Here is a 25,019-nt window from a genome sequence, read left to right on the forward strand (position 1 = left end):
CCTCGGAACGAACATGGCGAACCCCCGCAAACCGACATCGCTGAAAGTGGTGGCCGGTACGGATCGCCCTGACCGCTCACCGCCGCCGGCCGCCGAGCTGCCGCTGGTGTCCTACGTGCCGCCGGCACCGGACTGGCTGCCGAATGCCCACGCGATCAAGGAATGGGACCGGCTCGCTCCGATCCTGCACGCGAACAAGCTGCTGACGGAGGCCGGCCTGTCCGCCTTCGGCCAGCTGTGTGCGTTGCACGGCAATACCGTGCAGCTCTATGCCGCGGGCTTGGCGCCGGTGGCGTCCATGGTGTCGCAGCTGCGCGGCCTGATGAATGACTTCGGGCTGACGCCAGTTGCCCAGGGTAAGGTCAGGCCGTCCGGCGATGTCGAGAAGGCGGGGAACGCCTTCGCCAACAACGGTGCGAAACGGAAGACTCGTGCGTGATTACGTTGGTATCGCCACGGCATACGCCGAAGAGGCGGTAGCCGACAAGAAGGGCAAGAAGTTCGGTAAGTGGATTCGGCTGGCCGGCAAGCGGTTCCTCGCGGACCTCAAGCGCGCCAAGCGGAAGCGGCCGCCATTCCTCTTCGATGAGTGGCACGCATGCGACCCATGCGACTTCATCGAGAAGCTGCCGCACGTCGAAGGGAAGTGGGCAAGGCCGGAGATTGAGCTGCACCGCTCCCACGTGTTCTTCGTGGTGCAGCTGTTCGGCTTCCGCAACCTCGATGGCAGCCGGCGATTCACCTCGGCGCTGTTCGCGGTTGCCCGCAAGAATGCAAAGTCCACGTTGGCCGCGGCGATCCTCCTGTACTGCCAGTGCTGTGAAGAGGAAGAGGGCGCCCAGATCATCTCGGCGGCTACGACCGGCAGCCAGGCGCGGATTATCTTCAACGTCGCCAAGCGGATGACGGAGAAGACGCCCGATCTGCAGGAGGCATTCGGGCTTGCATGCTGGGCCAACGCGATCAGCCGGGTGGAGACGGGGGCAACATTCAAGCCCATAAACTCAAAGGCCAGCACGCAGGACGGCCTGAACCCGTCGCATGTGGGCCTCGACGAGATCCACGCTCACAAGTCCGCGGACTTGTTGAACGTGCTGACTTCGGCAGCAGGCGCACGTAGCAACCCGCTGTGGCTGTACACCACGACTGAGGGATACACCAATCCCGGGCCGTGGGGGGAAATCAGGCAGTTCGCCAAGCAAGTGCTGCAGGGCATCCTGGGCGATTCCGCAGACCACTTCCTGGTGGTGTTCTTCGCCGTCGACGATGACGACGACGAGTTCGATGAATCGGCTTGGCCCAAGGCCAACCCGCTGATGGACGCTAACCCGCACCTGCTGAAGGCTATCCGGAAGGAGGCCGTCGAGGCGCGGCAGATGCCTTCGAAGCTGGCCGAATTCAAGATCAAGCGGCTCAACCGACCGGCGTCCTCCGCCACCGGCTGGGTGGACCTGACGAAGTGGCAGAAGTGCGGCGGTGCGGTCGATCTGGACTGGCTGGCCGGGCAACCCTGTTGGGGGGCGTTCGACTTGGCAAGCACCTTGGACATTACGTCGTGGCGCCTCGTGTGGAAGGTGGACAACGTCTACTACACCTGGGGCCGCCGATTCGTTCCGGCGGACGCGGTGCGGGCGCGCACGGAACGAGGAGTGGTGCCATATGCGGGCTGGGTGGCAGCGGGGCTGATTGAGGCGACCGAAGGTGAGGTCACCGACTACAGCGTGGTGGAGGCAAGGATCCGCGAGGATATCGACCGCTTCGGTCCCCAAGCGATCGGCTACGACCGCTGGAACGCAGCCGAAATTGCACAGCGTCTATTGGCCGATGGGCACCCGCTGGTCGAGTTCAACCAGACAACGAAGAACTACCACCCCGCGATGCAGGAGCTGGAGCGGGCGTACATCGGCAAAAAGATCCAGCACGGCAACGACCAGGTCCTGAACTGGTGCGCCTCCAACCTCATCGCAGTGAAAGACGGAAACCTGAATATGAAGCCCGACAAGAAGCGATCGCCGGACAAGATCGATGATATGGCGGCTTTGCTGATGGGCATTGGTCTTTCCATGAGCTCCGACGAGCAGGGTGACATGGACGGATTCCTCAGCGCTCCGATACGGAGTCAGTCGTGACTGGCCCGGCAATTAAGCAGCCGGGCCGGATCGCCACCGCAGTCAGGGCTTGGTTGGGTATTCCATTGTCCCTGGCGGACGAAGAAGGCTGGTCTGCCATTGGTGGCGCAAGGGGGCCAGCAGGCGTGTCCGTTACGGCGGCTACTGCCATGCAGGTCTCTGCCGTATGGGCGTGCGTGCGTTTGATCTCGGAGACCATCGCTACGCTCCCCTTGGGGATGTACGAACGGTCCTCCAGCGGAAAGCGACCTGCATCACAGCATCCTCTGCATTTCCTCATTCACGACCAGCCCAACTCGGACTCGGCGGCCTCGGTGTTCTGGGAGGCAATGGTCGCCGCAATGCTGCTGCGTGGCGCCGGTCGTGCCGAGAAACTCATGATTGGTGGAAGGCTTGTCGGGGTTCAGTTCCTCAATCCGGACCGTCTCGTTCCATCGCGGGGACCTGACGGCAAGAAGCAGTGGCGCTACACCGAGGACGACGGACGTCAGCGGATCGTTCCGCGTGATCGCATGTGGGAGATCCCTGGTTTCACGCTCGATGGAAAGAATGGTGTCTCGGTGATCGCGTACGGCGCCCACGTTTTTGGCGGCGCCATCGCCGCTGACAGGGCGGCCGCTCGTACCTTCAGCAACGGCATGCTGCAGACGGTCTACTACAAGATCGCGGCATTCCTGAAGCCAGGCCAGCGCGACGAGTTTCGGCAGAACGTGCTCGGTGCCGTGGAGCGCGGCGAAACGCCCCTTCTGGAAGGGGGTACTGACGTGGGGACGATCGGAATCAACCCGGCCGATTCCCAACTTCTGCAGTCTCGCGGATTTAGCGTCGAAGAGGTGTGCCGCTGGTTCCGGGTTCCGCCATGGATGGTGGGCCACACCGAGAAGTCATCCAGCTGGGGAACCGGCATCGAGCAACAGATGATTGGCTTCCTGACCTTTACGTTGGCGCCCTGGCTTAAACGCATCGAGCAGGCGATCAACAAGGACCTTCTCCCGACAGGCGAACGAGCTCGCTTCTATCCGAAGTACTCAGTAGAAGGCCTGCTTCGCGCTGACAGCGCCGGCCGGGCAGCCTTCTACACCGCCATGGTCAATAACGGGGTGCTCACGCGGGACGAAGTGCGCGAGCTTGAGGACCGCGAGCCCATGGGGGGAAACGCAGCGGTGCTGACAGTGCAGAGCGCCATGACCACGCTGGACAGCATCGGGCACACGTCCGACGCCAACCAGGCCCGGGCTGCGATTCGCGCGTTCCTGGGTTTTCAAGACGAGCCACAGAAGGATTGAACGCATGACGATCAAGAAGCTGCCGGGCGCACCGGAGGGCAGGGTGTGCGCAGGTGTTAGCAGCCAGCTCCAGCCGCGTGCGTTGGATCGCTGGAACCCGGGCGTGCGCGCCGCCGCGAATGACGACGCTGATCGATCGATCAGCGTGTACGACGTCATCGGCCAGGACTACTGGACGGGCGAGGGGGTCACAGCCAAACGCATCGCTGGCGCCCTGCGCAGCCTGGGAAAGGGCCCTGTCATCGTAAATATCAACAGTCCCGGCGGCGATATGTTCGAGGGCTTGGCCATCTATAACCTGCTGCGCGAGCACGACGGCGAAGTGACAGTGAAGGTCCTGGGCCTCGCTGCGTCAGCGGCCTCTGTGATCGCCATGGCAGGCGACACCGTGCAGATCGCTCGTGCCGGGTTCCTGATGATCCACAACGCCTGGGTGGTCGCCGCCGGCAACCGCAATGATCTCCGCGACTACGCCGAGACGCTGGAGCCTTTCGACAGAGCGATGGCCGACATCTACGCGGCGCGCACCGGGCAGGACCAGAAGGCAATGGCGAAGCTGATGGACGCCGAGACCTGGATAGCTGGTAGCGACGCGATCGAGGGCGGCTTCGCCGACGAGCTGTTGCCGACCGACCAGGTCGAGCGCGGCGCCGGCAAGACCAGCGCCTCGGCGGTGCGGCGTATCGAATCGGCCCTGCGGTTCTCCGGCATGCCGAAGTCCGAAGCCATGCAGCTGATCAGTGAACTCAAGTCCAGCGCGGGTGATCCCGCTGGCAGCGGTGCGGGCGATCCCACCGATCACGGCCAAGAAGCCCCGGCCGTCGCACCAACCGAGGCCGACTACCTGGCCGCGCTCAAGTCGTTTTCCATCCCCAACCGCTGAGGTAAACCCAATGAAGAACAAGTACATCCTGGCCGCCGTGGTCACCACGCTGGCGTTGCTGATCATCTCCGCAGACGCGGTCGCGGGCACGCATCTGCTGTCCGCCCTGTTCACCAGCCCCGAAGGTGCGCTCATGGCACCGGTGATGGCTGCCGCACTGCCTGACGCGATCAAAGCAGAGCTGGAAAAGATCAGTGACCAGATCAAGTCGCAGGCGGAGACCGCCGAGAAGGAGATCAAGGCGCACGCTCGGCTTACTGACGAAACCCGTGCCAACGTTGACAAGCTGTTGACAGAGCAGGGTGCGCTCCAGGCGCGACTGCAGTCCGCCGAGCAGCTGGTGGCGAAGCTCGAACAGGGCGGCGGCCAGTATGCCGCGCCCCAGTCGATGGGCGAGCAGCTGACATCGAACGAGGACTTCCAGGCTTGGGCCGCTCGCGCGGCCAGCGGAGGCGGCAGCAAGTTCAACATGGACGTGAAGGCTGTCGTGACGAGCGACGGCGCTTCGGCCGGCGACCTGATCGTCCCGCAGCGCCGAGAGGGAATCATCGCCCCGGGGCTGCGCCGCCTGACCATTCGCGACCTGCTCAACGTCGTTCCGACCAGTTCCAACGCCATCCAGTTCGTGCGCGAGACTGGCTACACCAACAACGCAGACGTCGTCGCAGAAAACCCGACCGGCCTGAAGCCGGAATCCAATCTGACGTTCGAAGCTGACCAAGCGGCGGTGACCACCATCGCCCATTGGATCCACGCCTCCCGTCAGGTTCTCTCCGACGTTCCGACCCTCCGTGGCTACATCGACGGTCGCCTGCGCTATGGCCTGAAGCTCAAGGAAGAAACCCAGCTGTTGAAGGGTTCGGGCGTGGGCCTGAACATCGACGGCCTGTACACCCAGGCGCGGGCGTACGCCAACCCTGGTGTCACCGTCCAGAACGAAACGCGCATCGACCGCCTGCGTCTGGCGCTCCTGCAGGTCGAACTGGCCGAGGCTTGGGCGGACGGCATCGTCATCAGCCCGCTCGACTGGGCTGCTATCGAGCTGCAGAAGACCGACGACAACGCCTATCTCTTTGCCAACCCGCGTGGCATCACCACGCCGGCGCTCTGGGGTCGAAACGTCGTGCCGACGCAGTCCATGGGTGCCGGCGAGTTCCTGGTGGGCGCGTTCGGTGGCGGTATCGCCGCCGAACTGCACGACCGTGAAGAGGTCAACGTCATGGTGGCGACGCAGGACGACCGCGACTTCGTCAAGAACATGGTGAAGATCCTGATGGAAGAGCGCCTGGCCCTGACGGTCTACCGTCCGGAAGCCTTCGTGAAGGGCACCATGACCGATCTCGACACCCCGTAAGGGCTGGTCTAGGTCCATCGAAGGGACGGCGTCGCCGTCCTTTCTCTTTTCGGAGATAGGACATGTACGAAGTGAAGGCTCTGGCCAGTTTCGATCACCACGGAAACCGCCGTGTGGGCGATCAGTTCAAGGTGGGGAGCAAGCGGCAAGCCGACGAGCTGGCCGAGAAGGGCTTGGTTGAGGTTGTCGGTGAAGTGGCCGCGCAGGAAGCCACGGAGAAGAGCGCGGCTGAGAAGCTTGTCGAAGGGACTGCCTCCGACGTGATCGCATCCTTGGCGGGTAACCAGGACAAGGATTTGTTGCAAGCCTTGCTCGCCGCGGAGCGAGCCGGCAAGAACCGCAAGACAGTTCTCGACGCGCTGGAAGCTGCTGTGAAGGCGGATTGACATGCGCCTGGTGACCATCGAACAGGCCCGACAGCACTGCCGGGCCGATAGCGACGACGACCAGATGCTGACCCTCTACGGAGGCGCGGCTGAAGACGCCGCCCAGGACTTCCTGAATCGTCGCGTCTACGAGGACGAGGATGCGCTCGCGGCAGCGGTTCTGGCCGGCACCGCGGGTTGTGAGCCGATCGTCGTCAACGACGCGATCCGGGCGGCGGTGCTGCTCACCCTCGGGCACTTGTACGCGAACCGCGAAAACGTGGTCACCGGCACCATCGTGTCGGAGATGAAGGAAGGGACGCGCAGTCTGCTCTGGCCCTACCGCATAGGCTTGGGGGTCTAACGTGGGAATCCCTGCCGGCCAGCGGCGCCATCTGATTCGCTTCGAGCGGAAGGTTTTCGTCAGCAACGACCTCGGAGAGGCTGTGGGTGTTGAGTGGGTCCGCGTCGTTGAGGTCTGGGCGAGGCTCACCAACCAGTTGAGTGCGACGGCTGAGGCAGTCGCCTCAGGCGCGGATTCTTACCGTGAGCAGGTCCGCTGGGACATTTTGCCGCGAGAGATCGACCCCAGCTGGCGCATCGTCGATCGCATGGGCCGCATCTACGACATCAAGTCGGCCGGCACAAGCAACGACGGCAGCGAGACAGCGATCATCGCTGTCGCAGGCCTCAATCAAGGCTGATCTCATGAGTATCAACGTCGATATCCGCGGCCTCTCAGGCCTTGCGGATGACTTTGCGTCCCTGAAGAAAGGAGCCCAACAGCGTGTGCTGCGGCAGGCGACCATGGCTGGCGCCAGGGTTGGCCGGGACGCGGTCCGCGATGCTGCACCGATCAACGAGGGAGCCACACGCAGGGGCGTGGTCGCAGCAGCGAAGAAGGAAAACGAGCCGGGCACCTTTACCGCTGGTGTGAGAGTCCGTTCGGTGGAGCGGTCCGACCGCCGATCCAGCCCCGCATACACCTGGCGCTTTTCCGAACTGGGCACCAGCAAGGAACCGGCCCGGCCATGGATCCGCCCGAGCTGGGACAGCCATGAGGATGAAATCGCCGATGCAGTACGGGAGCGATTGGCATCCGCGATCGACGAGGCGTTGGGACGGCGATGATTGAGAAAACCATCCAACAGCGGCTTTCCGCACTTGCTGGGGGCAGGGTCTACGGCGGCGTGGCACCCACGCCCGTGGTGCGTCCTTACATCACCCATTTCCATGTCGGCGGCGAGCTCGGCATGACCTTCTCTGGTGCCGATGGTAGTGATGCCGGCGCCGTACAGATCGATTGCTGGGCTGATAGCCGCGGCGAAGCCACGGCCCTGGCATGGGAGGTGAAGCGCCTCTTGGAAGTCCAGGACGCAGCTTTTGCCGCCAGCAGCATCCGTCGCCTCCCCGGTGACTACGAGTCCGACACAAAGCTCTTCCGCGTCTCCTGGGAAGTCGCAGCAACCACTGAAACTCCAACCTGAGGAACCATCATGACCTCCAAGTACACCCGATCGCAGGGCACGCGCCTGATGATCTCCATCGAATCGGCCGAGGCTCTGCCGGTCGGAACCCCGGATGACGAGGACTACATCGAACTCGGTTGCACGCTGAAGGGCTACAACCGCGCCGGTGGCCAGCGGACCGAGATCGACGTATCGACGTTCTGCAGCGAAGTGGTCGAGAAAGACTTCGGCCTGAAGGACAACGGCACGGCAACCTTCAACGGCAACTACTTCGACGGCGACGAGGCGCAGGATCAGCTCCGCGAGGCCGAGGAAACCGGCGACCGCTACATCTTCCGAGTCATTGACAGCCGCAACCGCGAGGCGCGCTTCGTGGGTGTGGTCACCCAGACCAGCGAAGAATCCAGCGTCAACGGCGCCTGGTCTGCCACCTTCACGGTCGCGATCGTGAGCCGCATCGTCCGCGTGGCATACGTGCCGGCCGGGCCGTAAGGAGATTCCATGGCGAAGCAGAGCAACCTGCGCGCCCTCGCCACGGCCCCGCTCACGCCCTTCAAGCATGAGCGGGTCACCGTCGACGAGTGGGAAGGCGCAAAGCTGATCGTGCGGCAGCTCACTGCCGGCGACTGGATTGACTACCGGGCCTCGATCGCGCGAGCCCGCGAGGCCGCTGGGCTCGAGCCGGGCGAGCCGTCTGAGCGACCGGTCAACGTGATCCCGGCAACTGCGCTGGTGCTGGTGCGCACGCTTTTCGGAGAGGACGGCAAGCGCGTGCTGAGCGATCGTGATGCGGACGAAGTGGCCGCTTCCTTCTCCGAGGTGCATGGCCGCTTGGTCGACAAGGCGTTCTCGTTGTCGGGGATCACGACCACCTCTGATCCGGTGGCCGACGCGGGAAACGTCTGACGCAGGAGCCGGACCTGCGGTTTATGTGTGACCTCGCGCTCCGGATGGGGCGAACGCTTCGGGAGCTGCGCGAGACGATGGAGCCGGATGAGCTGGCGATATGGCTCGCGCGTAACCGTGAATCCCCGATCGGCATGGACCGGGAAGACTTCCATGCAGCGCAAGTCGCAGCGGCAATGGGGGGCGGCAAGATCGTCGATCTCATGCCTCGCTGGGGCGAAGCGGCAGGGGATGACCCCGACTCGGCGATGGATCGACTGATGGGCGGCTGACACCAGCCGCCATTTCTTTTTCTTCTGGAGTGCTTCGTGTCGACGAGCCTGCGAGAGTTGATCGTGTCCGTTACTGCGGACACGACCAAGTACCAGCGCGAGATGGATCGTGCCGGACGTATGGGGGCACAGTACTTCCGCTCCGTGCGACAGGAGGGCGCTCAGGCTTCACAGTCGTGGAATGCCCAGACAACGGCAGCCCGCACCCACGCAAATGCGGTGGAGGCCAGTTCCCAAGCTATCGGCCGGTATGCGGCGGTGGCCGCCGCGGCGTTCAGCGTCGGCAACCTCATCTCCATGGCCGACGACTGGGGGCAGATCTCTGCCCGGATCCGGCTTGCGACTCAGACCCAGGATGAGTTCGCCCTGGCGCAGACGCGCCTTCTGGAGATTGCGAACCGGACCTACCGCGACTTCAACGAAGCAGCCGATCAGTTTGCGGGAACCGCGCAGTCCATGCGGGAGATGGGCTTCGCTGCGTCGGACACACTAGATTCTGCGGAGGCGCTGGGTCTGGCGCTTGTGGCCGGCGGCAGCAACGCTCAGCGCGGCGCTGCGGCGAACGACGCCTGGGCGAAGTCGATGGTGCAGGGGCGCATTGCGACGGACCAATTCCAGACGCTGCTTCTACAGACACCTCGCGTCGTTCAGGCCTTGGGGGAGGGTCTTGGTAAAACCACCCAGCAGCTGCAGCAGATGGCCAAGGATGGCCAGCTCACGGCCCAGGTCGTTGTTCCGGCGATCACCTCCCAGATGGGGAAGCTGCGTGCCGAAGTAGAGGCTATGCCCACGACGGTGCAAGATGCTGGCATCCGGTTTCGCAACGAGCTTCGCGCTTGGGTGGGAAGCCAGAACGATGCGTACGGCGCCACGCAGGTGCTGGTGGGCGGGCTGGAGCTGGTAACCGAGAACCTCGAAACGCTCATCACCGTCGGCGGTGCCGCGGCCCTGGGCGGCCTTGCTGGGCGCATGGTTCAGATCGGGGCTGCCACTGCCCAGGCAGCGGTGGGCTTCGTGCAGAATCGCGTCGCGATCGTAGCCGAGGCAGTCGCCATCAGGGACGCCACGGCCGTTGGTTTGGCTAAGGCGCAGTCGGATTTGCGTAGGGCGCAGGCGTCGGTTACTGCCGCCCGGGGAACCGCTGAGAGCGCAAGGCAGTCCCGGAATCTCGCGGCCGCTCTACTCGCCGAGCGTCAAGCCTCAATCGCCGCCGCTGAGGCACAGGTTGCCTATGGTCGAGCAACGAGCCTTGCTGGCAACCTGGGGCGTGGCCTCTTGGGTGTCCTAGGAGGACCTGCCGGCCTGGCGATCACTCTTGGCACCGTGGCCGCTGGCTGGCTGCTGTTCCGAGACAGTTCCTCCGAGGCGACCGCGGCCCTACGGGAGATGACTGGCCCGTTGGATGAAGTGCTCGGAAAGTTCCAGGCACTCGGCGCGGCCCAGCAGATGCAGGCTATCCGGGAGGCCGAGAAGCAGGTCGCGGAGGCCACGGGCGAGATGCGCCGCAGCATGGAGCAGCTGCGCACGGGGATGGACAACTGGAACCTCCGCCCCATGCTCGACGCTATCAAGCGCGACATGGACGCCGGCACCCTGACGGTAGAGGACGGGTCGCGACGGATCGCGGCTGTACTGGAGAGGTATTCGAAGACGGGCTACTACAGCGACTCGGCCCGAGATCATCTGATAGCCACTGGTGCTGCATGGGAAGAGAATGCCCGCAAGGCGCAGGAGGCGACCCAGCGACTCGACGGCTTCCGCGCAGCTCAGGAAGCGACAAAGTCGCCGACGGATGCCGCCGCCGACTCGGCGCGTAAACAGGCCGAGGCGCTGCGTCAGGTGGGTGGCGCCGCCGCCGACGCGAATCAGCAGTTGCAGGGCCTACAGGGCGGGCTGAACTCGCAGATCGTCAACCTGGTGCGCGTGCGCGACGGCGCGATCGCCGCGATGAAGGTGGAGATCGGGCAGCAGATCAATGCGGCGGGTGGTGTCGGTGCGCTTACTGCAGAGCAGCGCGCCGAGTTCAATCGGCAGATTGAGATGCGCTCGCGGCTCATCCAGCAAACTGAGGCGGCGCAGGAGGCCTCCAAGCGTAGCGCTGCCTCCAGCCGCTCCGGGGCAAAGAGCGGAGAGCAGTGGGCCGAATACAGCGCTCAACTTCAGCGATCCATTGCTCAACAGGACGAGCTTTCTGCGGCCTATGGTCGCGGTGAATCGGCTGTCGCGGCAGCCAATCGCCAGCATGAGATCGAGGTACAGGTCCTTCGCCTTGGAGAAGCACATCGTGCGGAGATCACCCGGCTGATCGATGCGGAGAATGAAGCAAGGTCGCGCGCGTATGGCGCCGAGCAAATCGCCAATCTCGAGCGGCAGATCGCCACCTACGGCCTTGTCGGCAACGCGGCGAAGATGGCTTACGAGACGGCGGCTGGATCGCTGTCCATGCTGAGTCAGGAGCAGAAGTCCGCACTAGAGGATGGCGCGCGCTGGCTGGACTGGCTTGATGAGATGGCCGACATCGAGAAGGTGTGGGACCAGCAGGCTGCCGGAGCTGCCAAGTTCGCCAGCGAGGCCGAGAGCAAATTCGGCGGGCTCTCAGCCCAAGCAGACCAGGCCGCCCGCAACATGCAGAGCAGCTTCGCCGACTTCCTGTTCGACCCATTCGAAGATGGCGTGGGCGGGATGGTCGAGGGGTTCGGCAAGGCAATCCAACGCATGATGGCTGAGGCAGCGGCGTCCCAGATCTTCCAGATGGTGGGCAGCTGGGCGTCTGGTTACAGCGGCGCCGGTTCTGGCTGGGTGAACGCTGTGGGCGGTGCTATCTCGCAGGGCGCCGGCAAGGCAGCCGGCGGGCCGGTGAGCGCGCGGTCCATGCAGCCGGTCGCTGAGTATGGCCCGGAGCTGCTCCAAGTCGGTGGCCAAACGATGTTGATGATGGGCGCGCAGCCCGGCCTCGTCTCGCCCTTGATGAACGGCCGAGCTGGTGGAGGCGCTTCCTCCAGCGCCGCACCAATCCAGGTGATCACCAACGTGAGCGTGACCGATGGCGGCACCCAGACGACCAGCAGCGGCACCAACGACCAGTTGGGCCAGAAGCTGGGGACGCTGGTCAGCAACCTGGTCAAGTCCGAGCTGATCCAGCAGAAGCGCCCCGGCGGCATTCTCGCCTGACCAAGGAACAGCAATGGCTGATGAATTCACTTGGTGCGTGCGCACCGACAGCACCGGCTCTGGCTCGTTTGACGTCAAGGAGGCGCGGTTCGGTGATGGCTACCGGCAGACGTCCGCCGATGGCCTCAACAATGAGACGCAGCAGTGGCCGATCTCGATTGTCGGCCGCGAGGCAAAGGTGCTCCCCGCGCTTGCCTTCCTCCGAGCACGGCGCGGCGCGGTGTCTTTCCTGTGGACGCCGCCCCTTGGAGTTCAAGGGCTCTACCTGTGCAAGACCTACAACATCAACGGGCATGGCAATGGCGTATTCACGCTGAGTGCCACGTTCGAACAGACGTTCCAGCCGTAAAGGATCCCCATGGCACGCCAAGTAATCGACACGACCACCAACAACGGCACCTACATAGGCGATCCGGCGAAGGTGGCCTTCGAAAAGGCCAATAACAACTTCGTTGAGCTCTACGGAAGGGGGTTCGCCACCGTCGGCACCTATGCACAGCGGCCTGCGGCCTCAACGATGCCTGGGCAAGGGTACTTCGCTACAGATGTGCAGGAAATCTACATCAGCAACGGAACGATCTGGCGAGTGATGCCAAGCGGGGGAAGCGAGCTTGGCTACGCCCAGATGGGCACGGTGTTCAGCACTTCATCCACTACCTTGGTGGACGTTCCGGGCATGGCGGTCACTTGCCGGGTCGGCGAGCGACCGGTGGTGGTTTCATTTGGTGGGCTGATGACCACCAGCGCAGATTTCGCCAGGCTGTACCTGCTTTGTGATGGCAACAAGGTGGGGAATATCCTTTGTCCCAACTCAGTAGGCCCCGGCGGAGCGGTATCGCAGTACAACACGAGGTGGAGGGAGGCCCGTATTTCAGGGCTGACGCCAGGACAGAGTTACCTGTTCAAGCTGCAGATGTTGGCAATCGGAACCGGAAACGCAAACCTGTTCGGCAGCGCTTCGGATGGTGACTTCGCCTCTATGCAGGTGCGCACCACATGATCTGGACTGATACCTCTATCGGCCGGGCCTACGCCAACGAACGCGACGTTGTGGTGCGAAACAAAGACCGACAGTCGAGCTACCAAGGGGTCCTGTACGTGCACGGATCCGAGGGAGGGGACGGCGGCAGCTCCCAGTGGATGGGGATTAAAACGCGCTGGCCGGTCATGCGGGCCGTCGGCGAGAAATGCCTGATGGTTTGCGCGGATCTCGCCGGAAACCAGACTTGGGGCAACGACACAGCCATCTCCAGGCTTTCGGCGGCGCGAACCTATATGCGTGGCATCGCCGGGGTCAAGCAAGGGCGCGTGAACATCCTTGCGCAGTCTATGGGCGCGACGACGGCTCTCGCATGGGCAGCAGCGAACCCTACGCTTGTGGGACGGATCGTCCTCATGATCCCGGTCATCAACCTCAGCGACGTGCACGCAAACAGCTCCATGTATCGGCCCTACATCAACGCAGCGTATGGCGGCTCTTACACCGAGGCAGCATTTGGGGCTACGCACAATCCTCTGACCATGGCGCAGCTTGGCAAGCTCGCTGGAGTACCTATCCAGATGTGGTACGGCACCGCCGACGCACTATGCAAACCGGAGCACGCTGTGATGTTTGCAAATGCAGTGAGTACGTGTGAGCCAAGGCCGATCCCCGGTGGCCACGCTGAATCAACTTTGATTGGAATCGACCAGGACATCGTTGCTTCATTCCTCGCAACGGAGCGCTCATGATCACCGCGGATGCACAGCAGCTCGAGCCAGGCGGCCGGGTCACGGTCTACGAACTGGACGCCAGCAGCTTCGGCGCTGATCAGCTCTTCTTCCACCAGCACCTGCAGACCGGGGTCATCTGGTGGCAGGGCCAGGAGTACGGCGCCTGGCCGATCGAGGCGACCGGTTTCGAGCGGACCAGCGACCAGCCGCCGAACCCGCGCCTGCGCGTGAGCAACATCGATGGCCGCATCGGGGCCCTGTGCCTGATGTACGACGACATGGTCGGTGCGCGGATTGTCCGCCGGCAGACGCTGGTGAAGTACCTGGACGCGGCCAACTTTCCACCGATCGTCAACCTTCTCAACAACAGCAACAACCCGGCCGCGTCGAACTGGAGCGGGGTCGGCACCACAACTTCGGCGCTCCCAGCCGAGGTCGCGGACGGGATCACGTTCGTCGGACCGGCCCTTCTCACCAGTGGTGGTGCCAACTGGCACCGGCGACAGGCTCCGCTCCGTGGGCAGACGCCGTGCACACCGACGACCGTGCGCGTCCTGACGGTCTACTTCCGCTATGGAACATCGAACGCTGCCCGAGTGGTGTTCAACACGAATGCCGGTGCTGGCGGCGCCAACGTTGAGTCCATCGTCAGGCTGACGGCTTCAGGCGGTCCTGTTTCATCGACGGCCTTCAACGGACCCATCGATGTCCTGTCGTATGAAAGCGTCGGCGGTGGCGTGATGAAGCTCGTTCTCCAGATCCGGTACTCAGTTACAGCGACCTCCTGCCAGTTTGCTTTCGGTCCAGACTCAGGCCCCGCTGGCCGTAACGTCGCGCTGCTTGGTATGCAGGCTCAGGATGGAAGCGTCGCGACGGCGTTCCAGGCCACCACCAACAATCCGGTATACGACCGGCAGCCGACCGCCGACCCCAATGAGCACTTCCTCGACGAGATTTGGTTCATCGAGCGCAAGGTCTCGGAGGACTTCGAAACCGTCGAGTTCGAGCTGGCCACCGCGATCGACCTCAACGGGGAGCAGTTGCCCGGCCGGCAGATCATCGCCGGCACCTGCGGTTGGCTGATCCGCGGCGGCTACCGGGGGCCGTACTGCACCTACAACGGCTCGGTGTACTTCGACATCAACGACAACCCAGTGTCCGACCCGGCGCGCGATATCTGCGCCGGCCTGGTGCGCAGCTGCAAGAAGCGTTTCGGCGAGAACAACCCGCTGCCCTACGGCGGCTTCCCGGCCGCCGGCCTGCTGCGCACCTGACAGCACGGCGGCGCGACACAGACCACCACACCCCGGCCCGCCCAGTGCGGGCCTTTTCTATGGGCGAGGCAATGGAACAGACGACTCTTCAGGCGATCCAGGCACACGCCGTGGGCGAGTATCCGCGCGAGTGCTGCGGGCTGGTGGTGACCACCGCCGCCGGCGAGCACTACCTGCCGTGCCGCAACACCGCCGAGACGCCCAGCGAGCATTTCCGGCTCCCAGCGGAGGACTTCGCCGATGCTGAGGATCAGGGAGAGCTGCTGGCGGTCGTGCACAGCCACCCGAACGCCGCGGCCACGCCGTCCGACGCCGACCGCGTCATGTGCGAGGCGAGCGGCCTGCGGTGGCACATCGTCAGCGTGGGCCAGGTCACCGGGGAACCTCCGGAATTCGTCGACCTGCAGACCATCGAACCGTGCGGCTATCAGGCCCCGCTGATCGGCCGCGAGTTCGCCCATGGCGTGCTGGACTGCTACAGCCTGGTGCGGGACTTCTACGCGCGCGAGCTGGGTATTGCCCTGAGCCAGTACGACCGCGAGGACGACTGGTGGGAGAAGGGGCAGGACCTCTATAGCATGAACCGCCTGCAGGCCGAGGGCTTCCAGCCCATCGCTGGCGAGCTGCAGCGCGGCGACATGATCCTGATGCAGATCCGCTCACCGGTGCCGAACCACGCAGGCGTCTATCTCGGCGACGGCCAGATGCTGCACCACCTGCACGGGCGTCTATCCGAGCGTGTGCCCTACGGTGGGATGTGGGCGGAGCGCACCTGCTACATCGTCCGCCACCGGGAGGCGCGCCATGACTGAGCGTGTCCGCACCGTTCGGCTCTACGGCGTCCTGGGCGCGCGCTTCGGCCGTGAGTTCAAGCTGGCCGTGAACAGCCCGCGCGAGGCCGCTCATGCGCTGAGCATGATGATTCCGGGGTTCCGTGAGTTCATGCGCGATGCGAAGTCCAAGGGAATGGAGTTCGCTGTGTTTCTGGGCAAGCAGAACCTGCGGCACGACCAGATCGACGACCCGCCCGGTAGGGACGACATCCGTATCGCCCCGGTGCTGGTCGGCTCGAAGCGCGGTGGCATCCTCCAGACCGTCATTGGAGCGGTGCTGATCGTTGTGGGCGTTGTCCTGAACGCTTACACGGGGGTCAGCGGCACGCCCTTCATCAACCTCGGCATCAGCATGGTCGTCGGCGGCGTTGTGCAGATGCTATCGCCACAGCCAAAGGGCCTGGGCGCCAAGGACAGCGCCGAGAACGCGCCGAGCTACAGCATGAACGGTACGGTCAATACGCAGGCCCAGGGCAACCCTGTGCCATATGCATTCGGTGGCCACGACACCAAGGGGATGTTCGTGGGCTCTGCCGTCATCAGCGGCGGCATTCTCGCAGAGGACCAGCAATGAACCTGCCCGTTCTCGCGCACGTGCCCGGCAAAGAGCTGGCGCTCGCCACAGCCTGCCGAGAGCTGGTTGGAGCGAAGAAGGGCGGCAGCAACGCCCGGACGCCGGTGGAGACGCCGGACAGCCTGCGCTCGATCGCGCGCGCACGCATCTTGGACCTTATCGCCGAGGGCGAGCTTCGCGGCCTGGTCGCCGGCAACCAGTCGATCTACCTCGATCAGGTTCCGATCCAGAACGCCGACGGCACGCTCAACTTCCAAGGCGTGCGGGTGGAGACTCGGTCTGGCACGCAGGACCAGACGCATATCGCAGGCTTCCCGTCCGTCGAGAATGAGATCGCGGTGAATGTGGAGCTGCGCAGCGACAACCCGGTCGTTCGCACCGCTACCGGCGCCGATCTTTCGGCCGTGCGCGTCCGGCTCGCTGTTCCCGCGCTGCAGAAGGTGGACACCAGCAACGGCGACACCGTCGGCTACAGCATCAGCTATGCCATCGACCTTTCCACCAACGGCGGGCCGTACGCCACTGTGCTGACCAGCGCTTTCACCGACAAGACCACCACCCAGTACGAGCGCAGCCACCGCATCGACCTGCCGACCGGCACGCAGTGGCAGGTACGCATCCGCCGCCTGACTCCGAACGCCAACAGCTCCACCATTTCGGACACGGTGAACGTCCTGTCCATGACCGAGGTGATCGACGCAAAGCTGCGCTATCCCAACTGCGCACTCGCCGCGGTGGAGGTCGACGCCAGCCAGTTCCAGAACATCCCGACGCGGTCATATCGAACCTGGGGGCGCATCGTCCGCATCCCGAGCAATTACGACCCGCTGACCCGCTCCTACAGCGGTGTATGGGACGGGACCTTCAAGACCGGCTGGACCAATAACCCGGCGTGGGGCTTTTTCGACATGGTCAGCAATGACCGGTTTGCCCTCGGCCACCGGATTCCGCTGGACTGGGTAGATAAGTGGCGGCTGTACCAGATCGCCCAGTACTGCGATCAGCTGGTCAGCGATGGCCAGGGAAACATGGAACCGCGGTTCACCTGCAGTCTGTACATGCAGACCCGTGCTGACGCCTACCGCGTGCTTCAGGACATGGCATCCATTTTCCGCGGCATCAGCTTCTATGCGGCCGGCCAGGTGATGGCCTCAGCCGACATGCCTTCGGATCCGGTGTTCACCTACACCCAGGCGAACGTCATCGATGGCCGCTTCACCTACGAAGGCACCGGGCGCAAGGCTCGGCATACCGTCGCGCTGGTCTCCTGGACGGATCCGGACGATTTCGGCCGGCAGAAGGTGGAGCCGGTGCAGTACCAGCAGGGCGTGCAGCGATACGGCATCCAGCAGACCGAGGTGACGGCGGTTGGCTGCCATTCGCGATCGCAGGCGCAGCGGATCGGCAACCACATCCTCTACACCGAGAACCTCGAGACCGAGACGGTCAGCTTCGGCGTCGGGCTGGACGTGCTCAACTGCCTCCCCGGCGACGTGATCCAGGTGGCGGATCCGGCGCGAGCTGGTCGCCGCAACGGCGGGCGCATCAAGACCGCTACGGCCGACACGTTGGTGCTGGACAAGTTGCCCGAGGTGATCGGGCCGGGTGACACGCTGCGTGCAACGCTGCCCTCGGGCAAGACGCAGGCCCGCACCGTGCAGTCGATCACCGGCAACGCGGTCAAGGTCACCGCGCCGTGGTCGGCAGTGCCCGTGGCGCAGTCCGTCTGGTCGCTGGAAAGCGCCGAGCTGGCGCTGCAGCAGTTCCGGGTGCTGGCGATCACCGAGAATCCCATTACGGAAGAGCAGGGCATCACCTACCGGGTGACCGCGCTGAAGCACGTGCCGGGCAAGTTCGCGGCCATCGATGACGGCACCCGTCTGGAGCTGCCGCCCATCAGCATCATCCCGCCCAGCGTCCAGCCGCCGCCGACCAACGTGCGGCTGACGTCCCGCTCGGTAATCGACCAGGGCATCGCCACCCACGTGCTGACCATCGCATGGGACGCGGCTGACAAGGCCATCGCCTATGACGTCGAGTGGCGCCGGGACGACATGAGCTGGGTCAGGGCAGGGCGGGTGTCCACGGCGAGCCTCGAGGTGCCTGGCATCTATTCCGGTAACTACCTGGCCCGGGTCCGCGCCGTGAACGCCCTCAATGCGGTCTCGCAGCCGACAATGAGCGCCCTCACGGCGATCACCGGGAAGACCGAGCCGCCGCCGGCATTGACCTCCCTGACGACGTCCAGCGATGTCTTCTCCATCGGGCTGGCGTGGGGCTTCCCGACCGGCGCCAGCGACACCCAGCGCACGGAGATCTGGTACGGTCCAACGCCGAATCGCGCCGCGGCGATCAAGCTGGGCGACTTCGCCTACCCGCAGGCCAAGCACCAGATCAACGGCCTAGCCGCCGGCGCACGGTTCTATTTCTGGGGCCGGTTGGTCGACCGCAGCGGCAATATCGGCCCTTGGTATCCGGCGACCACCGGGATCATGGGGGAGGCGAGCACCGATCAGAGCAAGTACGACGAGTACTTCTCTGGCCGAATCAGCGAAAGCGCGTTGGGGCAGGATCTTCTGGAGAAGATCGATTCCATCGACCAGCTGGTCCCGCTCGTGTGGGATGCCGAAGCCACCTACAGCAATGGCCAGACGGTGATCTACAACGGGCGCATCTACAGCTGGGAAGGAAGTGCGGCCGGCAATGAGACGCCGCCTGGCACAAAGTGGAAGGACGTGGGGCAAGCGATCGCCGACGCCGGCGCTATTGTCGGCCGGGTCGATCAGCTGGAGATGGACATCATCAACCTGGACGGCGAGGTCTCTGCCCAGGGCCAGAAGGTGGACGGTCTCTTCGCGCAGCTCGATGTGCACGCAGCGGGCGATACCGATTGGGGCGCAGGGGACACCGGGGTTTATGCCGGCTCGGTGACGATCCAGACCGTGATTGCGGAGGGTGATCGCGCGCTGGCCAGCAGGGTCGACCAGGTGGAGGCATCCATCGGTGACATCGACCTGGGTGGTATTGAGGCATCGGTGCAGAAGGTGAGTCAGGCGGTTGTCGACCTCAACGGCCGGGTCAGCGCGACCTACACCGTCAAGGCGCAGATCACCAGTGCGGGCCAGATCTATATGGCTGGCATGGGTATTGGTGTGGAGCAGCAGCCCGACGGCAGCTACCAGAGCCAGATTCTGATGCAGGCCGATCGATTCGCGGTCATCAACATCGTGAACGGGCAGGTGACCTCGCCGTTTGTGATCCAGGGTGGTCAGACCTTCATCAACCAAGCGCTGATCGGCACCGGCTGGATTCAGAACGCAATGATTGGAGACGTGATCCAATCGACCGCAATCGGGGCGGGCGGAAACGCGCGGTGGAGGCTGGACAAAAACGGAACATTGACGATGACAGGACCCAACAACGGCGGCTACCTGACCATCAACGACAGCGCGATCAGGGTGTATGACGCCAACGGAACGCTACGGGTTCGTATGGGGATCTGGTAATGGCGCAGGGCCTTCAGGTGTGGGACGCGAGCGGGGCGATCGTGCTGGATGTGACGGAGCGCCTGACACGCTTCATGACGTCCGGCTCCTATCAGGCGCCGGCGGGCAGTCCAAGTTTCCCGACGGTATTTGTCGGCGTACCGGGTATGTCGAACGATGGCACTTGGATCGCAGTGGCCACGTCGGGGCCAGGTGCGGGGAATCCGGTGAGCATCGTCAACGGGGGGTTCAACGTGGTCTGTAATGACACCACCGGCGGGATTCGGCCCGTCAACTACTATTCGGTGTATCGGGTATGACCGCTGGCATTCAAGTTTTCAACGATCAACAGATTCTTCAGATCGATAGCGACTACAGGAATGCGCGGTTCGCATTTAGCGGTTACTGCAACACGAGGGCGGTCGGCAGTAACAGCTATTTCGTGAATGTAGCTCTGGATGCGCAGACCAGCAGCGCGTTGGAATGCCCGATGGTATTAATCCGCCCCGAGCAGACCAATCAGTACGTGGGCGGGTGCTTCGTAAACCGTCCTCACGAGGCAATCGGCTCGTTTCCGGCTAGGCCAAACGGGGCGATCCAACTCTGGGGTCAGTGCCCCTTCGATTGGGCGATCCTGTCCACGCGCGTGGCTATGGGGAGCGGTGGCTCGACCTTTGGGTTTGATGTGTTCGATGCGGGCGGAAACCTCGTCTTCGCATCCGCATACCGGCAGCTGCGCATTACAGAGGTGTTTGACGATGTGGACAGCAACGGCTGGCCTAAGGCTTTCAACCTCACGAAAGGCCAGAGCGATCCTTGGATATGGGCGAACCCGCTTATCGGTCTTGCAGGTGGCAGCTACGACGAGATATTTCCGGGCATTGTCGCGCGCTTCAATGGAAATAGAAGCCAGCTCACAGTAGCAGCTGTAGACCTTGTGACTATGGCAGCTCTGCCAGGCAATCCGTTTGCGAACTACAGAAGGTTCTTTGGGACAGCGGCGTATTGACGCGATGGGGTTGAGCTCAACCGAGGGATCGTACTGCCGGTCTTTGCTGATGTATCGTTAGCGCATGAACGTCGTGTCTTCCTACCGCTGGGCCGTTCCCCTCATTGCATTGGCCCTTTCCGGGTGCGGCATCGGGCATGGTGCTGCCCCCACGGCATCCGCCACCAATGCGCGTATGGAATGCCTGTCGATCGTCGTCCGCGACATGCAAATCGCCTGGCCGAAAAATACTACAGTCAACATCGTGGCCTTTGGACATAGCGTGCCTGCCGGTTATGGCAATACCCCGGAAGTGAACAAGCGAGACGCATACCCTCGGCTTCTAGAGGATGCGCTTTCGGAGCGCTACCCTCACGCGGTGCTGAATGTGATCACCGCAGGCATCGGAGGGGAGGATTCAGGCCAAGGCTTACTGCGGATGCAGCGGGACGTTTTGGATCACCATCCGCGCGTAGTGACGATCGACTACGGGCTCAATGACCGCGCGATGCCCCTGGCGGAGTCCCGAAAGAACCTACTCGATATCATTGGTCGGGTAAGGGCAGTAGGAGCATGCCCAGTCCTACTCACGCCAACTTGGGACCTGCAGGCGCACCCGGGCGATAGCTCCGACCCCTTGGCTAGGCAGGCGGCGATGATCCGTGCACTTGGAGGGTCTGAGAACGTGCCCGTCGCGGATAGCATGCGTGCCTTCGAGCAGTACCGAGGGAATCGCGAAGGTCTAATGGCCCAGTTCAACCATCCGAACCGCGCGGGACATGAGCTGGTCGTCGGTCAGCTGCTCCCGCTGTTCGAGCGTGCCATTGCTGATTAGAGAGCCGGTTCCAGGAGTTCCGCGCGATTGTTCCGCGGCGTGTTCACGGCCCGGCTGACGCGATAGGCCTCCATCGCCGGCGGCTCACTGCCCCAGCGGCATCGCCGTCACCGGCTCCTGTGGCCGGCCTCCATGGCCGGCAGGTGAGACGCGCCGCCGACTCGGTTCACGAACTCGGAGAACCTGACGAAGCTGACTGCCTGTCTGTTATCGCAGTGCGGGCACTTGAGCACCGCGCCGCCCGCAAGGGTGGTGAGGCCATGGTCGGGCGTGGCGGTGAAGGTCCAGCCGCAGGGCAGGCAGCTGCATTCTACGGCGGTCACCTCAAGTAGCCTCTCGGCCTCGTCGGCTTGACCATCAACGCGTAGGAGATAGAACTGTCCGGTGTTGGGCATGGGCCTTCTCGTCGGAAACGGGGCCGGATCGCCTCGGGACTGAATAATATCCGTCCGCTTGTTAAGCGGGAGCAGATTTCGTCGCTCACGGCGCCTTGCGGCCCCCGTGATGTAATCCGCTCATGTGCTACTCCGCTCAGATCAAAGCCGACTACCACAAGCTCGTGCGCGAATTCGGCGCGGTCGTGTCCATGGACGAGTTCGCGGCGCTGTATGCCCACGACCCGGGCAAGAAGCGGCCGAAGACCCCGAAGGCCATGGATGATGCGTTCGCCGCGGGCAAGACCCCAGCCGAGCGCTCGGTCTGGGCGGCGATTCAGGACTGGAACGGCAGGGATGCAACAGCCTTCGAGCAGGAGCTGTTCACCCAGAAGACCCGCCTGGTCAACGCCGAGCGCGCGTTGCAGACCAAAGTCACGAAGAAGGCCGAGAACGACGTTCGGGTGGCCACCAACAAGATCGCCCGGGCCCAAGGCAAGCTGGCCGACCTCCGGCGCACTGACCACGTGGCAAGGGACTCGCGCATCTTCCCGGGCGTGTATGGCGCCGTCATCGTGTCCGAGGGCGGCAAGCGAGTGGTGAAGCCAATGCGCTATCAGTGCCGACTGGCGGGGAAGCCGGCCAGCTACGACCAGCGTTACCCCGGCACCTACAACGCGAGGCGTGACAGCCTGAAGGGCTTCTGGCGGCCCGCCTTCGGTTACACGCACGCGCTCATGGTGGTGGACACCTTCTACGAGAACGTCGAGGGGCCGGACGGCGGCAACCAGGTAGTCCAGTTCACCCCCCGCACCGGCGATCCGATGCTGGTGGCCTGCTTGTGGTCGCACTGGGTGGATCCGGCCGGCAAGGAGCCCGATCTACTGTCCTTCGCGGCAATCACCGATGACCCAGAACCCGAGGTCGCTGCAGCGGGTCACGACCGGACGATCATCAACATTAAGCCCGACCACGTGGACGCCTGGCTCAACCCCGACCCGGCCGACCTGGGCGCGCTCTACTCGATCTTCGACGACAAGCGGCACCCGTTCTACGAGCACCGCCTAGCGGCGTAGGGCTGTTCCGACTCTTTCTCGCGCACTTGGCCTATGGTCCCAGGGTGCGGCGCGGTCGATGATTGGCATGCCGGATCCGGGAGCCGCAGGCAGCTCAGCCCGGGTGCCGGGCGGCCTGAGCAGCCGCCCGCCGGCGCTTTCCGATTTCTGGTGCCGCCACTATAGGGCGGCACGTCCGATCACAAAGCCATCGGATACTGACTAATGTGAGCGGCGGTCTTACCCCGCCATTCCGGCGCTCACCGCCTTATACACTGCCAAGCTCACGGAGGCGATGGCCACAATCGCGCCAAAGAACCAAGTCAACACCTTGTATCCAACGCTCATCAGCCAAGTCTTGTTCTGCTCGCCAGCCAACTTGATCTGGCCCAAGACCTCGTTGGCGTTGGCGTAAAACGTCGCAGATTGCGCCACGTTTGCCTCACCTTGCGACTTGACCTCTTTGAGCACCAGTCCGATTTGATCGTTACCGGCCCTCAGGTCTGAGCGGAGCTTTACCGCCTCTTCGCGGAATTCCGCCAGCGCTGCACGGGAATTGGCTTCTGCCACCCTGATGCGCTGCTCGACTTCTTCCCGACTCATCGTATTCATAACCGTATGATCATCCCCGGGAGGCGCGACTTCAATGGGCTTGAGTTTTACGACGCCATCCGTTAAGGGGGCGTTGATCTGGGTCCACGTCAGGAAGGTGCTAGCGGGAGGGCTGCTCGATTTGGGCATTTCCACGAAATCGCCAGCAGCCTTCGAAGCGCTGAACATCGTTGAAATGCTCCTCCCGGCCTTTTCACCATCGGCTTCCCCCATCAATGACGCAACAAACTCTTGGGTCGCTGGAGGGCAGGACACTTGACTGGTTGTGGTGATCCTTACCTGGCCCAAAATTGGATGCTCCATCTCTATCCCTGTCTACTAGTCCTGACTGCTCTCGTGCAGCTTTTTAAGGTGAGCAGTGAGGACGCGCTGAAGCTGCTCAACTCCATTTTGAGTTAGGACCAAAGTCACGACGTCCTCACGGAGAGCGCCTTCTACAGCTATCACGCCCTTACTCGACATCACCAACGAACCACCGTCCGCGGCCTCGCTGTTTACCTCGACGACTTCCGTAAGAGAAGGAAGAACCTCTCGATAGAGAATTAGCATCGTCGGGCCGTCGTTCATTGGTCCGGCGGCGATGGCTCCAGAGATGTACTCAAATCGATGGTCTTTCGCCTGCACATGCGGAAAGCGAATCTCGTCGCCCTCTCGTTCCCAAGCAAGGATTTTCTTTGCCACAGTTTTCCCCTATTCACTAAACGGCGGATACTAGCTGAACCGTTGTCATTGGGGGAGTAGGAAAAACCCTACAGCAGCTCGATGGAGGCCTCGCTCAACGCGGTCGCGAAATCTGAGACTCCGGTCCGTATCCTGCGCCCATGCTCCCTCCCGACTTCCGATGGCGCTCGGTCGCCAGCCGCCCTGATGAACTCCCGGATGCGCTCTACTGCGGCGCCACGGAGGTACTGCGCCTGCAGAAGCGCGTCGACAATCACGTCTGGTGGGTCGAGGTGGACCGTCATCTGGACGACCAGTATCGGGGGCGACGGGGCTGCACCAGCTACGAGAAGGGCGTGATCGGGTCTGAGCTGTGGGCGGTCAGGCATCAGCAGCGGCTTCGCCTCGAGATCGACCAGCGCGAAGTGGCCCGCGCGGCCGCGAGGAAGAACCGGACCTGGTAGGCAGTCAGCCGGCGTTGCCCCCGTATCGGCCCGTGCGACCGCCGGCGACGACAGTGGCTCCATGGATCAAAAGAGCATCGGCAAGGCGCGCTGGGCGCGCGCGAGGGCGGCTTCGCTATGGCAGCAGGCCGACGATCTGGACAGCATTCGCAGCGGTGACTGGCGGGCGAGGGCGACGCGTCGTCGTGGGGCTGATCGCCTCCGCGCCGAGGCCGCGCGCTTCGACGGCATCGCAAACCGGCTGCAGCCCTTGCACGACGACCAGGCCGCCTGATGGACTGACCCCAAACTGACCCCAGGCCACGGGTAGGTCATTG

General features: G+C 63.6%; 30 protein-coding genes and 1 pseudogene. 27 read left to right on the forward strand and 4 right to left on the reverse strand.

Annotated features, from left to right (window positions below; translation table 11 throughout):
- The first annotated feature begins 13 nt into the window (after nucleotides 1-13).
- From ACTT2I_RS05305 to ACTT2I_RS05420, 24 genes are all read left to right on the forward strand, one after another.
- Nucleotides 14-439 (forward strand): hypothetical protein, encoded by a 426-nt coding sequence (locus ACTT2I_RS05305; RefSeq protein WP_421099629.1) that lies wholly within the window; start codon nucleotides 14-16, stop codon nucleotides 437-439.
- Nucleotides 432-2,129 carry a terminase large subunit gene (locus tag ACTT2I_RS05310; RefSeq protein WP_421099628.1) on the forward strand — a complete coding sequence of 566 codons (1,698 nt, stop codon included), beginning with the start codon at nucleotides 432-434 and terminating at the stop codon, nucleotides 2,127-2,129. The genes ACTT2I_RS05305 and ACTT2I_RS05310 overlap by 8 nt, the downstream gene beginning before the upstream one ends.
- On the forward strand, nucleotides 2,126-3,415 hold the full coding sequence (locus ACTT2I_RS05315) for a phage portal protein (RefSeq protein WP_421099627.1): 1,290 nt from the start codon (nucleotides 2,126-2,128) through the stop codon (nucleotides 3,413-3,415). Before ACTT2I_RS05310 ends, ACTT2I_RS05315 begins: the two co-directional genes overlap by 4 nt.
- 4 nt (nucleotides 3,416-3,419) lie before the next feature.
- On the forward strand, nucleotides 3,420-4,298 hold the full coding sequence (locus ACTT2I_RS05320; RefSeq protein ID WP_421099626.1) for a head maturation protease, ClpP-related: 879 nt from the start codon (nucleotides 3,420-3,422) through the stop codon (nucleotides 4,296-4,298).
- A 10-nt stretch (nucleotides 4,299-4,308) separates the two neighbouring features.
- Entirely contained in the window at nucleotides 4,309-5,652 is a 1,344-nt protein-coding gene (locus tag ACTT2I_RS05325) for a phage major capsid protein (protein WP_421099625.1), read from the forward strand.
- Between the two features lie 62 nt (nucleotides 5,653-5,714).
- Nucleotides 5,715-6,038: a hypothetical protein gene (locus ACTT2I_RS05330; protein ID WP_421099624.1), complete on the forward strand. Its 324-nt coding sequence runs from the start codon at nucleotides 5,715-5,717 to the stop codon at nucleotides 6,036-6,038.
- 1 nt (nucleotide 6,039) lies between these two features.
- Entirely contained in the window at nucleotides 6,040-6,381 is a 342-nt protein-coding gene (locus ACTT2I_RS05335) for a head-tail connector protein (protein WP_421099623.1), read from the forward strand.
- A gap of 1 nt (nucleotide 6,382) precedes the next feature.
- Entirely contained in the window at nucleotides 6,383-6,721 is a 339-nt protein-coding gene (locus tag ACTT2I_RS05340) for a phage head completion protein (protein ID WP_421099622.1), read from the forward strand.
- Nucleotides 6,722-6,725: 4 nt separating this feature from the next.
- Nucleotides 6,726-7,148, forward strand: a complete 423-nt coding sequence (locus tag ACTT2I_RS05345) for an HK97-gp10 family putative phage morphogenesis protein (RefSeq protein WP_421099621.1) — start codon at nucleotides 6,726-6,728, stop codon at nucleotides 7,146-7,148.
- Nucleotides 7,145-7,504 carry a tail completion protein gp17 gene (gp17, locus tag ACTT2I_RS05350; RefSeq protein ID WP_421099620.1) on the forward strand — a complete coding sequence of 120 codons (360 nt, stop codon included), beginning with the start codon at nucleotides 7,145-7,147 and terminating at the stop codon, nucleotides 7,502-7,504. Before ACTT2I_RS05345 ends, gp17 begins: the two co-directional genes overlap by 4 nt.
- Before the next feature lie 9 nt (nucleotides 7,505-7,513).
- Complete coding sequence (locus tag ACTT2I_RS05355; RefSeq protein WP_421099619.1) at nucleotides 7,514-7,978, forward strand: hypothetical protein; 465 nt, start codon at nucleotides 7,514-7,516, stop codon at nucleotides 7,976-7,978.
- A 9-nt stretch (nucleotides 7,979-7,987) separates the two neighbouring features.
- The gene (locus ACTT2I_RS05360) at nucleotides 7,988-8,392 is read left to right on the forward strand and encodes a phage tail assembly chaperone (RefSeq protein ID WP_421099618.1); all 405 of its coding nucleotides are present in this window, start codon (nucleotides 7,988-7,990) and stop codon (nucleotides 8,390-8,392) included.
- Nucleotides 8,393-8,415: 23 nt separating this feature from the next.
- The gene (locus ACTT2I_RS05365; RefSeq protein ID WP_421099617.1) at nucleotides 8,416-8,664 is read left to right on the forward strand and encodes a phage tail assembly protein T; all 249 of its coding nucleotides are present in this window, start codon (nucleotides 8,416-8,418) and stop codon (nucleotides 8,662-8,664) included.
- A 36-nt stretch (nucleotides 8,665-8,700) separates the two neighbouring features.
- On the forward strand, nucleotides 8,701-11,835 hold the full coding sequence (locus ACTT2I_RS05370) for a tape measure protein (protein ID WP_421099616.1): 3,135 nt from the start codon (nucleotides 8,701-8,703) through the stop codon (nucleotides 11,833-11,835).
- A gap of 13 nt (nucleotides 11,836-11,848) precedes the next feature.
- The gene (locus ACTT2I_RS05375; protein WP_421099615.1) at nucleotides 11,849-12,184 is read left to right on the forward strand and encodes a phage tail protein; all 336 of its coding nucleotides are present in this window, start codon (nucleotides 11,849-11,851) and stop codon (nucleotides 12,182-12,184) included.
- Between the two features lie 9 nt (nucleotides 12,185-12,193).
- Complete coding sequence (locus tag ACTT2I_RS05380; protein WP_421099614.1) at nucleotides 12,194-12,835, forward strand: hypothetical protein; 642 nt, start codon at nucleotides 12,194-12,196, stop codon at nucleotides 12,833-12,835.
- Entirely contained in the window at nucleotides 12,832-13,566 is a 735-nt protein-coding gene (locus ACTT2I_RS05385) for an alpha/beta fold hydrolase (RefSeq protein ID WP_421099613.1), read from the forward strand. Before ACTT2I_RS05380 ends, ACTT2I_RS05385 begins: the two co-directional genes overlap by 4 nt.
- A complete protein-coding gene (locus ACTT2I_RS05390; RefSeq protein ID WP_443096809.1) occupies nucleotides 13,563-14,822 on the forward strand; it encodes a phage minor tail protein L in 1,260 nt (419 codons plus the stop codon). The genes ACTT2I_RS05385 and ACTT2I_RS05390 overlap by 4 nt, the downstream gene beginning before the upstream one ends.
- A gap of 71 nt (nucleotides 14,823-14,893) precedes the next feature.
- The gene (locus ACTT2I_RS05395; RefSeq protein ID WP_421099611.1) at nucleotides 14,894-15,634 is read left to right on the forward strand and encodes a C40 family peptidase; all 741 of its coding nucleotides are present in this window, start codon (nucleotides 14,894-14,896) and stop codon (nucleotides 15,632-15,634) included.
- Nucleotides 15,627-16,229: a tail assembly protein gene (locus ACTT2I_RS05400; RefSeq protein WP_421099610.1), complete on the forward strand. Its 603-nt coding sequence runs from the start codon at nucleotides 15,627-15,629 to the stop codon at nucleotides 16,227-16,229. The genes ACTT2I_RS05395 and ACTT2I_RS05400 overlap by 8 nt, the downstream gene beginning before the upstream one ends.
- Nucleotides 16,226-19,735: a host specificity protein J gene (locus ACTT2I_RS05405; RefSeq protein WP_421099609.1), complete on the forward strand. Its 3,510-nt coding sequence runs from the start codon at nucleotides 16,226-16,228 to the stop codon at nucleotides 19,733-19,735. Before ACTT2I_RS05400 ends, ACTT2I_RS05405 begins: the two co-directional genes overlap by 4 nt.
- Nucleotides 19,735-20,034 carry a hypothetical protein gene (locus ACTT2I_RS05410; RefSeq protein WP_421099608.1) on the forward strand — a complete coding sequence of 100 codons (300 nt, stop codon included), beginning with the start codon at nucleotides 19,735-19,737 and terminating at the stop codon, nucleotides 20,032-20,034. The genes ACTT2I_RS05405 and ACTT2I_RS05410 overlap by 1 nt, the downstream gene beginning before the upstream one ends.
- A complete protein-coding gene (locus ACTT2I_RS05415; RefSeq protein WP_421099607.1) occupies nucleotides 20,031-20,723 on the forward strand; it encodes a hypothetical protein in 693 nt (230 codons plus the stop codon). The genes ACTT2I_RS05410 and ACTT2I_RS05415 overlap by 4 nt, the downstream gene beginning before the upstream one ends.
- A 64-nt stretch (nucleotides 20,724-20,787) precedes the next feature.
- On the forward strand, nucleotides 20,788-21,537 hold the full coding sequence (locus ACTT2I_RS05420) for an SGNH/GDSL hydrolase family protein (protein ID WP_421099606.1): 750 nt from the start codon (nucleotides 20,788-20,790) through the stop codon (nucleotides 21,535-21,537).
- Here ACTT2I_RS05420 and ACTT2I_RS05425 read toward each other — a convergent pair.
- Together ACTT2I_RS05425 and ACTT2I_RS05430 are read right to left on the reverse strand one after the other, a co-directional pair.
- Nucleotides 21,534-21,626, reverse strand: a pseudogene (locus ACTT2I_RS05425) (SOS response-associated peptidase); the annotation flags it as partial. The gene ACTT2I_RS05420 and the pseudogene ACTT2I_RS05425 overlap by 4 nt on opposite strands.
- Before the next feature lie 18 nt (nucleotides 21,627-21,644).
- Nucleotides 21,645-21,932, reverse strand: a complete 288-nt coding sequence (locus ACTT2I_RS05430) for a hypothetical protein (RefSeq protein WP_421099605.1) — start codon at nucleotides 21,930-21,932, stop codon at nucleotides 21,645-21,647.
- A gap of 122 nt (nucleotides 21,933-22,054) precedes the next feature.
- Between ACTT2I_RS05430 and ACTT2I_RS05435 the strand changes: the two genes are divergently transcribed.
- Complete coding sequence (locus tag ACTT2I_RS05435) at nucleotides 22,055-22,987, forward strand: SOS response-associated peptidase family protein (RefSeq protein WP_421099604.1); 933 nt, start codon at nucleotides 22,055-22,057, stop codon at nucleotides 22,985-22,987.
- Nucleotides 22,988-23,206: 219 nt separating this feature from the next.
- On the opposite strand, the gene ACTT2I_RS05440 is transcribed toward ACTT2I_RS05435, so the two are convergent.
- Complete coding sequence (locus ACTT2I_RS05440; RefSeq protein WP_421099603.1) at nucleotides 23,207-23,881, reverse strand: hypothetical protein; 675 nt, start codon at nucleotides 23,879-23,881, stop codon at nucleotides 23,207-23,209.
- Between the two features lie 15 nt (nucleotides 23,882-23,896).
- The gene (locus ACTT2I_RS05445; protein WP_421099602.1) at nucleotides 23,897-24,259 is read right to left on the reverse strand and encodes a hypothetical protein; all 363 of its coding nucleotides are present in this window, start codon (nucleotides 24,257-24,259) and stop codon (nucleotides 23,897-23,899) included.
- Between the two features lie 140 nt (nucleotides 24,260-24,399).
- Between ACTT2I_RS05445 and ACTT2I_RS05450 the strand changes: the two genes are divergently transcribed.
- Together ACTT2I_RS05450 and ACTT2I_RS05455 are read left to right on the forward strand one after the other, a co-directional pair.
- Nucleotides 24,400-24,702 carry a hypothetical protein gene (locus ACTT2I_RS05450; RefSeq protein ID WP_421099601.1) on the forward strand — a complete coding sequence of 101 codons (303 nt, stop codon included), beginning with the start codon at nucleotides 24,400-24,402 and terminating at the stop codon, nucleotides 24,700-24,702.
- A 61-nt stretch (nucleotides 24,703-24,763) separates the two neighbouring features.
- The gene (locus ACTT2I_RS05455) at nucleotides 24,764-24,976 is read left to right on the forward strand and encodes a hypothetical protein (RefSeq protein WP_421099600.1); all 213 of its coding nucleotides are present in this window, start codon (nucleotides 24,764-24,766) and stop codon (nucleotides 24,974-24,976) included.
- The last annotated feature ends 43 nt before the right edge of the window (nucleotides 24,977-25,019 follow it).

It is taken from the genome of Stenotrophomonas sp. PUT21 (assembly GCF_052232875.1).
In the GTDB taxonomy this organism is placed as follows: Bacteria; Pseudomonadota; Gammaproteobacteria; order Xanthomonadales; family Xanthomonadaceae; genus Stenotrophomonas; species Stenotrophomonas maltophilia_N.

Coding starts and splice junctions, on each gene's coding strand:
- ACTT2I_RS05400 (WP_421099610.1), top strand. CDS start 15,627: ATGACTGAGCGTGTCCGCACCGTTCGGCTCTACGGCGTCCTGGGCGCG.
- ACTT2I_RS05395 (WP_421099611.1), top strand. CDS start 14,894: ATGGAACAGACGACTCTTCAGGCGATCCAGGCACACGCCGTGGGCGAG.
- ACTT2I_RS05320 (WP_421099626.1), top strand. CDS start 3,420: ATGACGATCAAGAAGCTGCCGGGCGCACCGGAGGGCAGGGTGTGCGCA.
- ACTT2I_RS05360 (WP_421099618.1), top strand. CDS start 7,988: ATGGCGAAGCAGAGCAACCTGCGCGCCCTCGCCACGGCCCCGCTCACG.
- ACTT2I_RS05375 (WP_421099615.1), top strand. CDS start 11,849: ATGGCTGATGAATTCACTTGGTGCGTGCGCACCGACAGCACCGGCTCT.
- ACTT2I_RS05385 (WP_421099613.1), top strand. CDS start 12,832: ATGATCTGGACTGATACCTCTATCGGCCGGGCCTACGCCAACGAACGC.
- ACTT2I_RS05305 (WP_421099629.1), top strand. CDS start 14: ATGGCGAACCCCCGCAAACCGACATCGCTGAAAGTGGTGGCCGGTACG.
- ACTT2I_RS05365 (WP_421099617.1), top strand. CDS start 8,416: ATGTGTGACCTCGCGCTCCGGATGGGGCGAACGCTTCGGGAGCTGCGC.
- ACTT2I_RS05435 (WP_421099604.1), top strand. CDS start 22,055: ATGTGCTACTCCGCTCAGATCAAAGCCGACTACCACAAGCTCGTGCGC.
- ACTT2I_RS05420 (WP_421099606.1), top strand. CDS start 20,788: ATGAACGTCGTGTCTTCCTACCGCTGGGCCGTTCCCCTCATTGCATTG.
- ACTT2I_RS05390 (WP_443096809.1), top strand. CDS start 13,563: ATGATCACCGCGGATGCACAGCAGCTCGAGCCAGGCGGCCGGGTCACG.
- ACTT2I_RS05405 (WP_421099609.1), top strand. CDS start 16,226: ATGAACCTGCCCGTTCTCGCGCACGTGCCCGGCAAAGAGCTGGCGCTC.
- ACTT2I_RS05455 (WP_421099600.1), top strand. CDS start 24,764: ATGGATCAAAAGAGCATCGGCAAGGCGCGCTGGGCGCGCGCGAGGGCG.
- ACTT2I_RS05330 (WP_421099624.1), top strand. CDS start 5,715: ATGTACGAAGTGAAGGCTCTGGCCAGTTTCGATCACCACGGAAACCGC.
- ACTT2I_RS05355 (WP_421099619.1), top strand. CDS start 7,514: ATGACCTCCAAGTACACCCGATCGCAGGGCACGCGCCTGATGATCTCC.
- ACTT2I_RS05450 (WP_421099601.1), top strand. CDS start 24,400: ATGCTCCCTCCCGACTTCCGATGGCGCTCGGTCGCCAGCCGCCCTGAT.
- ACTT2I_RS05335 (WP_421099623.1), top strand. CDS start 6,040: ATGCGCCTGGTGACCATCGAACAGGCCCGACAGCACTGCCGGGCCGAT.
- ACTT2I_RS05440 (WP_421099603.1), bottom strand. CDS start 23,881: ATGGAGCATCCAATTTTGGGCCAGGTAAGGATCACCACAACCAGTCAA.
- ACTT2I_RS05380 (WP_421099614.1), top strand. CDS start 12,194: ATGGCACGCCAAGTAATCGACACGACCACCAACAACGGCACCTACATA.
- ACTT2I_RS05345 (WP_421099621.1), top strand. CDS start 6,726: ATGAGTATCAACGTCGATATCCGCGGCCTCTCAGGCCTTGCGGATGAC.
- ACTT2I_RS05430 (WP_421099605.1), bottom strand. CDS start 21,932: ATGCCCAACACCGGACAGTTCTATCTCCTACGCGTTGATGGTCAAGCC.
- ACTT2I_RS05410 (WP_421099608.1), top strand. CDS start 19,735: ATGGCGCAGGGCCTTCAGGTGTGGGACGCGAGCGGGGCGATCGTGCTG.
- ACTT2I_RS05325 (WP_421099625.1), top strand. CDS start 4,309: ATGAAGAACAAGTACATCCTGGCCGCCGTGGTCACCACGCTGGCGTTG.
- ACTT2I_RS05415 (WP_421099607.1), top strand. CDS start 20,031: ATGACCGCTGGCATTCAAGTTTTCAACGATCAACAGATTCTTCAGATC.
- gp17 (WP_421099620.1), top strand. CDS start 7,145: ATGATTGAGAAAACCATCCAACAGCGGCTTTCCGCACTTGCTGGGGGC.